Origin of the sequence: Halomonas sp. SL1, from assembly GCF_003030865.2 — a bacterium.
GTDB lineage: Bacteria > Pseudomonadota > Gammaproteobacteria > Pseudomonadales > Halomonadaceae > Halomonas > Halomonas halophila.
Map to the genome: position 1 here is coordinate 82338 of NZ_PYUQ02000004.1, position 14694 is coordinate 97031.

Genomic DNA, 14694 nt, shown 5'->3' on the forward strand with positions numbered 1-14694 from the left:
ACGAGTTGCACGCCAACGACGTGGAACATTCCCGGCACGACACCCTCATTAGACTTTAGTCGCAAATGACACCCTAACCCCATACCGATGCTGCATATGGCATACAGATTCACGCATTTCCGCGCCGGACACGTTCCCCGACACCGCCCGAAACGACGACGCCCGCTGCCGAAGCAGCGGGCGTCGAGGCGCGCACGATAGAGAAGCGAGCGATCACTGCCGGGGAAAGTCCTCCAGCAGGGTCGCCAGGGTCTCGGGCGGGGTCTGGTCATGGATGCAGGCGTCGCCGAGGCCGCGCAGCAGGATCAGCCGCAGCCGGTCGTCGAGGTTCTTCTTGTCGAGGCGCATGATCGACAGGAAGTCGTCCACGCTCATGTCGGCCGGCGCGGCCAGGGGCAGGTCGGCCGCCGCCAGCACCTCACGCGTGCGCGCCACCTCGTCGTCCGACAGCCAGCCGAGCCGCCGCGACAGCTCGGCGGCCAGCAGCATGCCGGTGCCGACCGCCTCGCCATGCAGCCAGCGACCGTAGCCCTGATGCGTCTCGATGGCATGGCCGAAGGTGTGCCCCAGGTTGAGCAGCGCCCTCACGCCCTGCTCGGTCTCGTCCTCGGCGACGATCTCCGCCTTGAGGCTGCAGCTGCGCTCGATGGCCCAGGCCAGGGCCGCGGCATCGAGGCCTCGCAGCGCCGCCATGTTGTCCTCCAGCCAGGTCAGGAAGCCGACGTCGCGGATCAGGCCGTACTTGATGACCTCGGCCAGGCCGGCCGACAGCTCGCGCCGCGGCAGGGTCGACAGGGTATCGGTATCGATCAGCACCGCCCGAGGCTGCCAGAAGGCGCCGATCATGTTCTTGCCGCGCGGGTGATTGACACCGGTCTTGCCACCCACCGAGGAGTCCACCTGGGACAGCAGCGTGGTCGGCACCTGCACGAAGGCCACGCCGCGCTGATAGCTGGCCGCCGCATAGCCGGTCATGTCGCCGATCACACCGCCGCCCAGGGCCACCAGGGTACAGCGGCGGTTGAAGCCGGCCTCGAGCAGGGCATCCCAGATGCGCTCGACGCTGGCGAGCGTCTTGGTCGCCTCGCCGTCCGGCAGCACCACCTCGCGCACCGTCAGGTCATCGCCCAGGCCGGCCTTGAGCCGCTCCAGATAGAGCGGCGCCACCGTCTCGTTGGTGACGATCATCACCTGGCGGCCGGCGAGGTGCGGCCGCAGCCACTGCGGATCGCCCAGCAGCCCGGGGCCGATATGAATGGGGTAGCTGCGCTCGCCCAGGGCCACCGTCAGGGTGCGCCGGGCATCGATGGATCGCGTCATGTTCATGCCTTGCAATGCAGGGGATCGATCAGCCGCTCCACGCGGCGCACGATCTCGTTGACCACGGCCCGCGGACCGCGACGATCGGTGCGCACCACGATGTCGGCGGTGGCCCGGTACAGCGGGTCGCGCTGCTGGAACATCTGCTCCAGCACCTCGGCCTTGTCATCGCGCTGCAGCAGCGGCCGGTTGCGGTCCTTGGCGGTACGCCGCAGCTGCTGCTCGACGGTGGTGTAGAGATAGATCACCGTACCGCTGTCACGCAGCATGCGCCGATTCTCCTCGCGCAGCACCGCGCCGCCGCCGGTGGCGATGACCACACCTTCCAGCGCCGACAGCTCGTCGATCATCTGCGTCTCGCGCTCGCGGAAGCCCGCCTCGCCCTCGACGTCGAAGATCCACGGGATGTCGGCGCCACAGCGATCCTGAATTTCATGATCGCTGTCGTAGAAGTCTCGGGACAGCTCGGCCGCCAGAAGGCGGCCGATGGTGCTCTTTCCGGCCCCCATGGGGCCGATCAATATCAGATTGGGTAGTGCCGGCATCAGCGAATCGCCAGGTTGTCATCCAGTATTCGGGGCGTGATGAATACCAGCAACTCTACCTTATCGCTGGAGTCCTCGGTATAGCGGAAGAGGTTTCCGAGCACCGGAATGTCACCCAGGAAGGGCGTCTTGAACAGGCTGCGCACCTGCTCGGTGGTCAGGATACCGCCGAGCACCACGGTCTCGCCGTTGTCCACCAGCACCTGGGTGGTGATCTCGTTGGTGTCGATGGACGGCACCCCGTTGAACAGCTCACCCACGGTATCGTTGTTGACCGCCAGGTCCATGATGATGCGGTTGTCCGGCGTGATCTGCGGCGTCACCTCCAGCGACAGCACCGCCTCCTTGAACTCGGTATCGGTCGCCCCGCTGGAGGTCGATTCCTGATAGGGAATCTCGGTGCCCTGCTTGATCACCGCGGTGCTCTGGTCGGCGGTGATCACCCGCGGCTGGGAGATGGTCTGGCTCTTGCCCTCGCTCTCCAGCGCCCGCAGCTCCAGGTCGAGCAACACATCCCCTGATAGATAACCAAAACCGAAGCTGGTCATGGGATTGGCTCCCCCCAGGTCTACCGCCAGCCCACCACGCTGAAACAGCTGCCCATCTGGATCACCGTACGCCCCGGTGAATTGCCCCCTGGACTCGCGCTGGCCACTGAAGTCATCCCCGTAGGTCGCCACCGGCTGACCGGAAGACGCCCCACCCAGATCGAGCCGACCGTCGCCTCGAGGCGATGACAGCCCCCAGTTGACGCCCAGCTCCTGGGTGGCGCTGTCCCGGGCGATCACGATCCGCGCCTCGATCTGCACCTGACGCACCGCCACGTCGAGCCGCTCCAGGGTCTCCATGATGCTGCCGATCTGCTCGGCGGTGTCCTGCACCAGCAGGGTGTTGGTGCGCGGGTCCACGGCGACCCGGCCGCGCTCGGTCAGCAGGCCGAAGCCGCTCGCCCCGCCGCCGGTGCTCTCGCCTCGCAGCAGTCGCGCCAGATCCTCGGCCTTGGCGTACTTGACCTGGATGTACTCGGTCTCCAGCGGCGCCAGCGTCTCCAGCTGCTCGCGGGCCTGCAGCTCCAGCTGCTCCCGGGCCGCCAGCTCCTCCGCCGGCGCCACCACGATGACGTTGCCCTCCTGACGGCTGGCCAACCCTTGGCTCTTGAGCACCAGGTCCAGCGCCTGATCCCAGGGTACGTCCTGCAGGTTGAGCGTGACACGGCCGGTGACGCTGTCGCTGGCCACCAGGTTCATCCCGGTGAAGTCGGCGATGATCGCCAGCACCGAACGCACCTCGATGTCCTGGAAATTCAGGGTGATCCGCTCGCCGGTATAGGAGAACTGATCGCGCGCCTGGCGCTCCCGCTCCTGGGGCGTGGCCGGCTGGGCCGTAATGGTCAGCTGACGGCCGCTCTGGGTGGAGAGCATGGCGAAATCGCCGCTGCCCTGGATATCGAGCGTGACGCCATCCCGATCGACCCGTGGCGTGATGCGGCGCAGCGGTGTGTCGAAATCGGTGACGTCATAGACCTGATCCAGCGAGGCCGGCAGGCGAACGCCGGGGAGCCGCGCGACGATGTCCGAGCTGCCGCTCTCGCTGACCCGGGCATCCACGCCGCTGCGGTCGAAGGACACCACCAGGCGGCCGGCGCCGTCGTCACCGCGGCGGAAATCGATGTCGGTGATGCCCGGTCCGGCCGCTGGCGCGCTGCCGACAGGCGAGGCGGCGGAGCGGGTGGCCGCCGGGGGCGCGACACCGCCGCCGATCGACAGCCGCAGGCGGTCGCCCTGCCGAGCGGTGTCGTAGGGCAGCGGGCCCTCCAGGTCGAACACCAGCCGCGTACGGCTGCCCGCCTCCAGGGCGGTGACCCGCTCGACGCCACCGACCCCCAGCGCCTGACGACGATGCTCCAGGGCGCTGCGTGTCGCCATCAGGTCGATGGTCAGCCGCGCCGGATCGTCGAGACGATAGCCGCGCACCTCGGGCACGCCACCGTCGAAGGACAGATCGACCTCCAGGGCACCCCCGGCTGCCTGACGATAGTCGAGGCCGGTCAGCGTCGAGGCCGCCATGACAGAGGTGGAGACCACCAGCATGGCCAGCGCCGCGAGCATTCTTTTCATCAATGTCATGGTCCCCTCTTTGCAGGTCCCGCCGCTCCCGACGGGCCGTGTCACGCTTCTGGTCTAGCCGTCCAGCGACAGCTGGGTGCTGCGCTCGATCCAGCCGCCGCCTCCGGTGGGCACGATCTCCACCAGCTGCACCGAGGCGGACGTGATACCGACGATGCGCCCGAAGTCCGAGCCCATGTGATCGCCGACGCGCAGCCGGTGCACCTTGCCGCCCGGCGCCCGGATCAGCGCCGAGGGCGTGCCGCCCACGGTCAGCGTGCCCACCAGCTCCAGCTGGCCGAGCTCATAGGCCTCCAGCGGCTCCCGCGATCGCGACCGGTCAGGCGCCAGCTCCGCATCGCCCTCCGGCAGGGCGCGGCTCTCCGGCAGCCGCGCCTGGAAGGGGCTGCGCCGGTCGGCGAAGCGGTAGTCCACGGCGTGATAGACCGGCATCGGCGGCAGCGGCTCGAGCGTCAGCTCGCCGGGGGCGGCCCGCAGCGCGGCCAGTTCCCGATCGAGATCACCGCTGGCCGCGTCGCGGCAGGCGCCGAGCGACAGCATCAGGCCCAGCAGCGCCAGGCCACGCCCCCAGACCCTCATGGCGCCTCCTCCTCGCCGGAGGGCGCTTCTTGCGGCGGCCGATAGCTGTAGGTCCGCGCCAGCATCGACAGCTCGAGCCGCCCGTCGTCGGACGGCGCGAGGGTGAAGTCATGCTGGGTGACGATGCGTGGCAGATCGGCGACGGCGGCAAGGAAGGAGCCGATGCGATGGTAGTCGCCGCTCACCCGGATATCGAACGGCCGCTCCACGTAGAACTCCCGCTCGACGGGGCTGCGCAGGCGAATGGCGTCGATGGTCAGCTGGCTGTCGACCGCCGCCTCGCTGATGTCGTCGATCAGCGACGGGATCTCGGGGCCGCTCGGCAACATGCCCACCAGCACCTCCAGACGACCGTCCAGCGCCTCCACCTGCTCGCGCATCCCCGGCAGATGGGCCGCCTGAGCCGCCTTGCTGCGGTAGTCCCGCAGCAGGCGCGCCTCTTCCTGCCGAGCGCTTTCCAGCGCCTGGGCCTTGGGCGCCGCCAGGTACCAGTAGACCCCGGCGAAGGTCAGCCCGACCATCAGCAGACAGCAGATCAGCTGCAGCAGGACGGGCCAGCCGCCGGCCTCCTTGATGTCCAGCTCGCTCAGTTCCACGTCCGTCAGGCGACGCCATTCGGCGGCGAGGTTCATGGCGTCACCTCCTGCCTGGCGGTGTCGTTCGCGGCCCCCGGCATGTGCTGGCCGACGCTGAGATCGAAGCGGCGCTCGCCTCCCTCGGCCTCCACCTCGGACAGCACCGGCACGTCGAGCACCGGCGAGGCCTCGAGGGCCCGCAGCTGGTCGGAAACGCGACGATTGTCCGGCGCCAGGCCGGTCAGGTGCAGGCGATCCCCCTGACGCTGGAGGTCGACGTAGTACACCCCTTCCTCGAGGCTGGCGGCCAGGGCATTGAAGACGTGCACGGTCTGGGGACGCTCGGCCTGCAGCTCCTGCAGCACCTCGATGCGACGGTCGAGCGTCTCGAGCCGTGACTCGTATTCGCTGACGGTGCGGATGTCATGATCCAGCTCCGCGGTGCGCTGGCGGATCAGCGCATGGCGCTGCTGCTGGGCCATCAGCTGCTGCTCGTGGTACCAGGTCACGGCATAGCCACCGCCCAGCCCGATCAGGGCGGCCAGCGCCAGGGCCAGATGGAAGCGCTTGCTGCGCCGCTGGCGCTGCGCCTCGCGCCAGGGCAGAAGGTTGATCTCGATGGTCATCCACGCACCCTCATCGCCAGCCCGCAGGCCGTCAGCATGGCCGGGGCGTCGCCGGCCAGGGTCTCGACATCGACCCGCGAGCTCACCTTCATGCGCCGGAAGGGGTTGGCGATCACCACCTCCATCCCCGTTTCCGCCGCCAGGCGGTCCGCCAGGCCGGGCAGCACCCCGGTGCCGCCGGCCAGGATCATGCGCCGCACCTCCTGCTTGCGGCCGGCCGTGTAATACAGCTGCAGTGAACGCCCGACCTGCTGCACCAGGGTCTCGATGAAGGGATCCAGCACGCTGCGCTGGTAGTCGTCCGGCAGGCCGCCACGCTTCTTGGCCAGGCCGGCCTCCTCGAGGCTCAGCCCGTAGCGGTTGCGGATCTCCTCGGTGAGCGCCCGGCCGCCGAACACGGTGTCCCGGCTGTAGGTGATGCGACCCTCGCGCAGCACGTGGAAGGCGTTCATGTGAGCCCCGATATCCACCAGGGCGACGCCACCGTCCTGGGCGACGGTGGCCGGCAGCTGGGTCGCGAGCTCGGTGTAGGCACGCTCCATGGCGAAGGTCTCGACGTCCACCACGGCCGGCGCCAGCCCCGCCTGATGTACCGCCTCGGTCAGCTGGCCGACGTCCTGCTGGCGGCAGGCGACCAGCAGCACGTCCTGCTGATCGCCGTAGCGCTCGTTGAGCCCGAGCCGCTGAAAATCGAAGGCCACTTCACTGAACGGAAAGGGAACGTGCTTGTCCGATTCGAGCTGGATGCGGGTCTCGATCTCGTCGTCCGACAGGGTCGCCGGCAGCGTCAGCGTCTTGGTGATCGCCGCGCTGGCCGGCACCGCCACCGAGACACGCCGGCTGGTCGGCTTGGCATGATCCACGGCGCGCTTGAGCGCATCGACGACCTCGCCCATGTCGCGGATGCGTCGCTCCACCACCGCGCCCTCGCGCAGCGGCCGCACGGCATAGCTCTCGACGCGATAGCCCCCGCCGCCCCACTTGAGCTCGATCAGCTTGACGGTGGCCGAGGTGATATCGACCCCGATGAGCCCCTTGCCAGCTGCACCGATTCGCATCTAGGTCATGCTCCCGACTGAATGCCTGCGTAAAACCACTCGTTATAATACGGCACCGACCAAATACTGAAGACAGGATAAGCGTCATGCCAATTCTTCTGTCAGCGGAGGCTACATGAAATCGCCTGATCTCACACGAACGGGTGTCGCCAGACGTCAACGCTGGTGGTCGCGCTGACGGCTTCCTATAATGGCCGGCGCATCTGCACCCTCGTTCGCCCCCGCCGCTTCGCACTCGTTCACCGCATGGATACCGTTTTTTCATGAAGTTCTTCAGAACCCTGGCCTTCTCGGCATTCTGGCTGCTGGTTTCGCTGTCCACCGCTTCGGTGCTGGCCGTGGCCGGGGCCGCCCTCTACTTCGCCCCCGGCCTTCCCGACGTCCGGCAGCTTCAGGATTTCGAGCTGCAGACCCCGCTGCGCATCTTCACCCGTGACGGCAAGCTGATCGGCGAGTACGGCGAGGAACGCCGCCAGCCGGTGAACTACGACGAGATTCCGCCGACCATGGTCGACGCCCTGATGGCCGCCGAGGACGCGTCCTACTTCGACCATCACGGCGTCGACCCCAAGGGTCTGGCCCGCGCCGCCGTCCAGCTGGCCGCCAGCGGCGGCGACATCCGGTCCGGGGGGTCCACGATCACCATGCAGGTGGCGCGCAACTACCTGCTGACGCTGGACCAGACCTTCACCCGCAAGATCCGCGAGATCCTGCTGGCGCTGCAGATGGAGCAGATCCTCAGCAAGGAAGAGATCTTCGAGCTCTACGTCAACAAGATCTTCCTCGGCCACCGTGCCTACGGCATCGCCGCCGCGGCCGAGGTCTATTACGACAAACCGCTCGGCGACCTGACCCTGGCCCAGCAGGCCATGATCGCCGGCCTGCCCAAGGCACCGTCCGCCTTCAACCCGCTGGCCAACGCCGAACGCGCCCTGATCCGCCGCAACTGGATCCTGTTCCGCATGCGCGACCTGGGCTATATCGACCAGGCCGCCTACGACGAGGCCGTCCAGGCGCCGATCACCGCCCGCCGCCATCAGACCAAGGCCGAGGTCACCGCCGACTACGTGGCCGAGATGGCCCGACAGTACGCCGTCGACCGCTTCGACGACGCCTACACCGGGGGGTATCGCATCACCACGACCCTGGACAGCGAACTGCAGCCCCAGGCTCGCCAGGCGCTGGCCAACGGCCTGATCGCCTACGACACCCGCCACGGCTGGCGCGGCGCCGAGCAGTCCGATATCCCGCGCAGCCTGGCGGAAGCCCAGGAGAACACCGACCCGGAGGGCCTCGAGGAAGAGCTGGCCGAATCCCCAGAGGTGATGAGCACCGCCCGCCAGGCCGCCGAGCGCAGCCAGACCGAGGTCGACGGCATCGACGGCGACGTCAGTAACTGGCTGCAGGTGCTGGATCGCACCCCGGTGCTGGGCCCGCTGGAACCGGCCATCGTGGTCTCCACCGAGGGTCGCGAGATGCGCGTGCTGGCCCGCGGCGGCGAGGTCCGTACCCTCGACTGGGACGGCCTCGACTGGGCCCAGCCTTACCGCAACGCCCGCTATCGCGGCGCGGCACCGAACTCCGCCGCCGATATCGCCAGTCCCGGCGACCTCGTGCGCATCCTGCAGCGCGAGGACGGCAGCTGGCGCCTGTCCCAGCAGCCCGATGCCCAGGGCTCACTGGTGGTGCTGGACCCCGACACCGGCGCCATCCTGGCCCTGCAGGGCGGCTTCGACTATGACGCCAGCAAGTTCAATCGCGCGCTCCAGGCGCGCCGCCAGGCGGGCTCGATCTTCAAGCCGTTCATCTACCTGGCCGGCCTGAACAGCGGCGAGGTGAATCCCGCCACCATCATCAACGACGCCCCGGTGGTGATGGAGGACGGCAGCAGCGAGCTGTGGCGCCCCAACAACTCCAGCGGCGACTTCCTCGGCCCGACCCGCCTGCGCGTCGGCCTCGCCCGCTCGCGCAACCTGGTCACCATCCGTCTGCTGCAGACCCTGGGGCTCGAGCGCACCATCGGCTTCCTCGAGAACTTCGGTTTCCACCCCGAGCGCCTGCCCCACGGCCTGTCGCTGGCGCTCGGCACCACCAGCCTGACCCCGCTGGAGATGACCCGCGGCTATGCGGTGCTGTCCAACGGCGGCTTCGCCATCGAACCCTGGCTGATCCAGGAGATCACCCGCGGCGAGGCCCAGACCGTGGTGCAGGAAGCCGATCCGCTGGTGGCCTGCCGCGAGTGCGCTGCCGACCAGGAGACCGTCGAGCGTGATGGCAAGACCTACCGGGTCGCGCCGCGTGTGGTCGATCCGGCGGCGGCCTTCCTGCTCCGCGACATGCTGCGCGACGTGGTCGAGCGGGGCACCGCCCGCCGCGCCCTGGCCCTCGAGCGCGGCGACATCGTGGGCAAGACCGGCACCACCAACGACCAGCGCGATGCCTGGTTCGCCGGCTTCAACACCGAGCTCGCCGCCACCGTCTGGGTCGGCAAGGACGACAACAGTTCGACCGCGGAATACGGCTCCCAGGCGGCGCTGCCGATCTGGGTCGATTTCATGGGCAGCGCCCTGGCCGGCACCCCGGAACACTGGCCCGAGCGCCCGGACGGCGTGGTGACGCGCCGGGTCGACCCCGACACCGGCCGCCTGCTGCACGACGACCAGTCCGGCGGCATCGAGGAGCTCTTCCGCGCCGACCACCTGCCCAGCTACCAGCCGCGCCGCGTCGACCGCGCCGTGGAACAGGAAAGCGGCTCCCAGGGCACCGGCGCCTACGAAGCCATCTTCTAGATCGTCGTCTCGCCGGTGCGGTGGCCCGCCGCCGCACCGGCCCTCTGCTTCGCTCTTCCCCGAACCGACCGCGAGACATCCCATGCGCTCCAAGGTGATAGCCACCTGCGGGCTTGGCCTGCTGATGCTGGCCGGCGACACCCTGGCCTCCCCCTTCTATGCGCCCCCGGTGCCGAAGGAGGACTCCCCGCCCCTGACCGGCGAGGCCGAGCTCGGCTTCACGCATCTGCAGGGCAATACCAACAGCCAGACCCTGATCGCCAAGGGCCGCCTGGTGTGGCTGGATGGCGCTTTCACCCACAGCCTGCGCGGCGAGGCCCGCCACGTCACCCAGGACGAGGAGACCAGCGCCGAGCAGTACCTGCTGGCCGCCCGCGAACGCTACGACATCGAGGGCCCGCACTACCTGTTCGGCTTCGCCCGCTGGGAAGACGACCGCTTCAGCGGCTACGACTATCAGGCCACGGTGATCGGCGGCTACGGCCGTCAGGTGCTGGATAACGAGCGCCACGTGCTGTCGCTGGAGGCCGGGCCCGGCTACCGGGTCGATAGCGTGACCGATGAGCCGACCCGGCGACTCGGCGTGGCCTACGGCGCCATGGACTACCGCTGGCACCTCTCAGACACCGCTTCCTTCGCTCAGGAACTGTCGCTGGAGGGCACCGATCGCAACCTGACCGCCCGCTCGCTCTCCAGCCTGACGTCACGCCTCAACGAGCACCTGGCGCTCAAGCTCTCCTACGAGCTCAAGCACAACACCCGGCCACCCGACGGCGCCACGGCACGCACCGATCGCATCACCAACGTCTCGCTGCTCTACGACTGGTAAGCGCCTCGAGGCACTGTCCTGACGCGCCCTCCAGACGCAACGACGCCGGCCCGAGGGCCGGCGTCGTCATTCACGCACCACCTTGGCGATCAACCGCCGTAGACGTCGTCCACGGTCTTGAGCGGATAGTGCGCGGGATACGGCTTGCGCGCCACGCCGGAATCCACCGCCGCCTGGGCCACCGCCGAGGAAACGCGCTCGAGCAGCCGCACGTCCACCGGGGTAGGCAGGATATAGTCGCGACCGAAGCTCATGCTCTCGGCCTCGTAGGCCTCCAGCACCGCCTGGGGTACCGGCTCGCGGGCCAGGTCCTTGAGCGCATGCACCGCGGCGACCTTCATCTCCTCGTTGATGCGCGTCGCCCGCACGTCCAGGGCGCCGCGGAAGATGAACGGGAAGCCCAGCACGTTGTTGACCTGGTTCGGGTAGTCGGAGCGGCCGGTGGCCATGATCACGTCGGGGCGCGTCTCGCGAGCCAGGTCCGGATGGATCTCCGGATCCGGGTTGGTACAGGCGAACACCACCGGATGGTCGGCCATCTTGCGGATGTGGTCGGCGCTCATCAGGCCGGGGCCGGACAGGCCGATGAAGACGTCGGCCCCGTCGATGGCGTCGTCCAGGGTGCGCTTGTCGGTGTCGACCGCGAACATCGCCTTGTACTGATTGAGGTCCTCGCGACCGCTGTGGATCACGCCCTTGCGGTCCAGCATCACCAGGTTCTCGGCGCGGGCGCCACAGGACACCAGCAGCTTCATGCAGGCGATCGCCGCCGCCCCGGCACCGAGGCAGACGATTTTCGCCTCCTCGAGGGACTTGCCGGCGATGTCCAGGGCGTTGAGCATGCCCGCCGCGGTGACGATGGCGGTGCCGTGCTGGTCGTCATGGAACACCGGGATGCTGCACTGCTCGACCAGCGCGCGCTCGATCTCGAAGCACTCCGGCGCCTTGATGTCCTCGAGGTTGATGCCGCCCCAGGTATCGGCGATGCGGGCCACGGTGTCGATGAAGGCCTGCGGGCTTTCGGCGTTGACCTCCAGGTCGGTGGAGTTGATGCCGGCGAAGCGCTTGAACAGCACGCCCTTGCCCTCCATGACCGGCTTGCTGGCCAGCGCGCCCAGGTTGCCGAGCCCCAGGATGGCGCTGCCGTCGGAGATCACCGCCACCAGGTTGCCCTTGCCGGTATAGAGATAGGCGTTCTCCGGATCCTGAGCGATCTCGCGCACCGGCTCGGCCACGCCCGGGCTGTAGGCCAGGGCCAGATCCCGGGAGGTCGCGGTGGGCTTGGTCAGCTCCACCGACAGCTTCCCGGGAATGGGCTTCGCGTGATAGTCCAGTGCCGCCTGTCTCTTCGCGTCTGTCATGCTCAGGATCCGGTTCGAATGGTATTGAGGGCCAGCGAGATTATAAAAAAAACTTCCACTTCTCAACTTAGTAAAGTTACACAATCTAGCAACCGCTTTCGCAGACGTTCGACACCATTTGCCGTAACTTATATTTCACCGCTCTGTCATAAAGGATTCCTTATCGAAGCGACGCCCGATCGTTGGACGTAAAAAAACCCGCCACCAGGGCGGGTTCTTTCGGCTGCTGCCAACGCCGGCGCAGGGCGCCGGCGACGCATCAACGCTTGACGGCGGCACCGAAGCGCTTGTTGAAGCGCTCGACGCGGCCACCGGTGGTCGCCTGCTTCTGCTTGCCGGTGTAGAAGGGGTGGCACTGAGAGCAGACGTCAAGGGACAGGTCCTGATCGTTGGTGGTGCCGACCTCGAAGGTGGCGCCGCAGGAGCAGGTCGCGTTGACCGTCTTGTAATTCGGGTGGATACCTTGTTTCATCTTGAGCCTCGCTACGCTGTATGCCGCCACCTGATCCCATGCCAGGCACCGCATACGGATTGTCTGAACGTTCAAACCGGGCGCCGCCCCACACAGGGTGACGCGGCGGCCGAGCATTCTAGCAGAGCCGCCCCCGGAGGCCAATTGTCCGTTTCCTCGCCCGCCGTGCTGGGCATCGCCGTACCGTCACCGCTTCGCCGCCTGTTCGACTACCGCCCCGCCGGCGCGCCGCCGGAGGGCGGCTGGCAGCCGGGACTGCGCGTGCGGGTGCCTTTCGGCCCTCGCCGGGTGGTCGGCGTGGTCGTGGAGTGCCGCGACGACAGCGACCTGCCGCTGGCCAGGCTCAAGCCGATCGAGGATCGCCTCGACGACGCCCCGCTGCCGGCGGACTGGCTGTGGCTGTGCCGCTTCACCGCCCGCTACTACCAGCACGCCCCGGGCGACACCCTGCACCAGGCGCTGCCCGCGCTGCTGCGACAGGGCCGCGCCCTGGAGGCACGCACCCGGGAGCGCTGGCGGGTCACCGAGGCCGGCGCCGGCGAGATGCCGGAGAGCCTCGGGCGGGCGCCGCGCCAGGCCGAGCTGCTGACCATGCTGCGCCAGCATCCCCACGGCATGCTTGCCCAGGCCATTCTCGCTCAGTCGTTCACCCGCCCCCAGCTTCAGGCGCTGGAGAAAAAGGGACTGGTCGCCCGGCGCGAGGAGCCGCGCACCGGTCCCGCCGACGCCAGCGGCCCGCTGCTGGCCGAGCCGGTGCTGCCGCTCAATCGCGAACAGGCCACCGCCCTGGCCGCGCTTCACGAGGGCCTCGACGCCTATCACCCCTGCCTGCTGCACGGCGTCACCGGCAGCGGCAAGACCGAAGTCTACCTGCAGCTGATCGAGGCGGTGGTCGGCCGTGGCCGCCAGGCCCTGGTGCTGGTGCCCGAGATCGGCCTGACACCGCAGACCCTAGCACGCTTCAAGCGCCGCTTCCGGGTGCCGGTGGTGGCGCTGCACTCGGGGCTCACCGATCACGAGCGGCTCGACGCCTGGGAAGCGGCGGCCAGCGGCCGGGCGCCGATCGTCATCGGCACCCGCTCGGCGATCTTCACGCCCCTGGCCGCGCCCGGCGCGATCATCGTCGACGAGGAGCACGACGGTTCCTTCAAGCAACAGGAGGGGTTGCGCTACCACGCCCGTGACCTGGCCGTGGCCCGCGCCCATCATCACGGCATTCCGCTGGTGCTGGGCAGCGCCACGCCGTCGCTGGAGACCCTGCACCGGGCCCAGAGCGGCGACTACCGCCACCTGCGCCTGACCCAGCGCGCCAGCCGCCACGCCCCGGCACGCCTGGAGCTGGTCGACCTGCGCGGCCGCACCCGCCGGGGCGGGCTGATTCCGCCGGTGCTCGAGGCCGTCGAGGAGACCCTGGCCGCCGGCCATCAGGTGCTGGTGTTCATCAACCGCCGCGGCTTCGCCCCGACGCTCAGCTGCCACGCCTGCGGCTGGCTCGCCGAGTGCGACCACTGCGACGCCCGCCTGACCCTGCATCGCCAGCCGCCGCTGCTGGCCTGCCACCACTGCGACCAGCGCCGCGCCCTGCCCGACGCCTGCCCCGACTGCGGCAGCGCCGACCTGCGCCCGCTGGGCAGCGGCACCGAGCGCACCGAGGAAACGCTGGCCGAGCGCTTCCCCGACATTCCCGTACACCGCATCGACCGCGACAGCACCCGACGCCGCGACGCCCTGGAGCAGACCCTCACCGAGGTGCGCCGCGGCGAACCCTGCCTGCTGGTGGGCACCCAGATGCTGGCCAAGGGCCATCACCTGCCCCACGTCACCCTGGTGGTGGTGGTCAACGCCGACGCCGGCCTCTATGCCAGCGACTTCCGCGCCCTGGAGCACAGCGCCCAGCTGCTCGAGCAGGTGGCCGGCCGCGCCGGCCGCGCCGCTCACCCGGGCCGGGTGCTGGTGCAGACCATGCACGCCGACGACCCGCACCTGCGCCTGCTCTCGGCCCGCGGCTACGACGCCCTGGCCGAGCAGCTGCTGGAGGAACGCCGCGTCGCCGCCCTGCCGCCGTTTCGCTTCCTGGCGCTGCTGCGCCTGGAGGGCGCCCAGGAGGCGGCGGTCACCGAGCTCGGCGGCCGCGCCGCCGAGGCGCTGCGCGAGCACCTGAGGGTACGCGAGCTGGACGTGGACTGCCTGGGCCCGGTACCGGCCCCCATGGAGCGCCGCCAGAACCGCTACCATCTGCAGCTGATGCTCGGCGCCGGGAAACGCAGCCGGCTCCACGAGGCCGGCGCCTGGCTGGCCGCCTGGCTGGAAGCCGAACCGGCGGCGCGGCGGGTGCGCTGGTCGCTGGATATCGATCCGCAGACGCTGGCGTGAGGCGGAGGCGGAGACACCAGCTTACCCCGAAGCCCGAAGCC

12 protein-coding genes are annotated in these 14694 nt (G+C 69.0%); 3 read left to right on the forward strand and 9 right to left on the reverse strand.

The window, feature by feature from the left end; translation table 11 throughout:
- Positions 1-213 precede the first annotated feature (213 nt).
- The 7 genes from aroB to pilM form a co-directional block, all read right to left on the reverse strand.
- Positions 214-1320, reverse strand: a complete 1107-nt coding sequence (aroB, locus tag C9J49_RS01315; protein ID WP_035592804.1) for a 3-dehydroquinate synthase — start codon at positions 1318-1320, stop codon at positions 214-216.
- Positions 1321-1322: 2 nt separating this feature from the next.
- On the reverse strand, positions 1323-1865 hold the full coding sequence (aroK, locus tag C9J49_RS01320; RefSeq protein WP_035592631.1) for a shikimate kinase AroK: 543 nt from the start codon (positions 1863-1865) through the stop codon (positions 1323-1325).
- Positions 1865-3982 carry a type IV pilus secretin PilQ gene (pilQ, locus tag C9J49_RS01325; RefSeq protein WP_375700481.1) on the reverse strand — a complete coding sequence of 706 codons (2118 nt, stop codon included), beginning with the start codon at positions 3980-3982 and terminating at the stop codon, positions 1865-1867. Before pilQ ends, aroK begins: the two co-directional genes overlap by 1 nt.
- A 63-nt stretch (positions 3983-4045) precedes the next feature.
- Complete coding sequence (locus tag C9J49_RS01330; protein WP_107180781.1) at positions 4046-4570, reverse strand: pilus assembly protein PilP; 525 nt, start codon at positions 4568-4570, stop codon at positions 4046-4048.
- Positions 4567-5202 (reverse strand): type 4a pilus biogenesis protein PilO, encoded by a 636-nt coding sequence (locus tag C9J49_RS01335; RefSeq protein WP_046078337.1) that lies wholly within the window; start codon positions 5200-5202, stop codon positions 4567-4569. The genes C9J49_RS01330 and C9J49_RS01335 overlap by 4 nt, the downstream gene beginning before the upstream one ends.
- Positions 5199-5771 (reverse strand): PilN domain-containing protein, encoded by a 573-nt coding sequence (locus C9J49_RS01340; RefSeq protein WP_046078338.1) that lies wholly within the window; start codon positions 5769-5771, stop codon positions 5199-5201. Before C9J49_RS01340 ends, C9J49_RS01335 begins: the two co-directional genes overlap by 4 nt.
- Complete coding sequence (gene pilM, locus C9J49_RS01345; RefSeq protein WP_046078339.1) at positions 5768-6829, reverse strand: type IV pilus assembly protein PilM; 1062 nt, start codon at positions 6827-6829, stop codon at positions 5768-5770. Before pilM ends, C9J49_RS01340 begins: the two co-directional genes overlap by 4 nt.
- Positions 6830-7092: 263 nt before the next feature.
- On the opposite strand from pilM, the gene C9J49_RS01350 reads away from it, so the two are divergent.
- Together C9J49_RS01350 and C9J49_RS01355 are read left to right on the forward strand one after the other, a co-directional pair.
- Positions 7093-9618 carry a penicillin-binding protein 1A gene (locus C9J49_RS01350; protein ID WP_046078340.1) on the forward strand — a complete coding sequence of 842 codons (2526 nt, stop codon included), beginning with the start codon at positions 7093-7095 and terminating at the stop codon, positions 9616-9618.
- 82 nt (positions 9619-9700) lie between these two features.
- On the forward strand, positions 9701-10447 hold the full coding sequence (locus C9J49_RS01355; protein ID WP_052719301.1) for a YdiY family protein: 747 nt from the start codon (positions 9701-9703) through the stop codon (positions 10445-10447).
- An 89-nt stretch (positions 10448-10536) separates the two neighbouring features.
- Here C9J49_RS01355 and C9J49_RS01360 read toward each other — a convergent pair whose 3' ends face one another.
- Both C9J49_RS01360 and rpmE read right to left on the reverse strand, forming a co-directional pair.
- The gene (locus C9J49_RS01360) at positions 10537-11808 is read right to left on the reverse strand and encodes a malic enzyme-like NAD(P)-binding protein (protein ID WP_046078341.1); all 1272 of its coding nucleotides are present in this window, start codon (positions 11806-11808) and stop codon (positions 10537-10539) included.
- Positions 11809-12067: 259 nt separating this feature from the next.
- Complete coding sequence (gene rpmE, locus C9J49_RS01365; RefSeq protein WP_035592649.1) at positions 12068-12280, reverse strand: 50S ribosomal protein L31; 213 nt, start codon at positions 12278-12280, stop codon at positions 12068-12070.
- A 144-nt stretch (positions 12281-12424) separates the two neighbouring features.
- Here rpmE and C9J49_RS01370 point away from each other — a divergent pair, with 144 nt between their 5' ends.
- Entirely contained in the window at positions 12425-14653 is a 2229-nt protein-coding gene (locus C9J49_RS01370) for a primosomal protein N' (protein ID WP_258393720.1), read from the forward strand.
- The last annotated feature ends 41 nt before the right edge of the window (positions 14654-14694 follow it).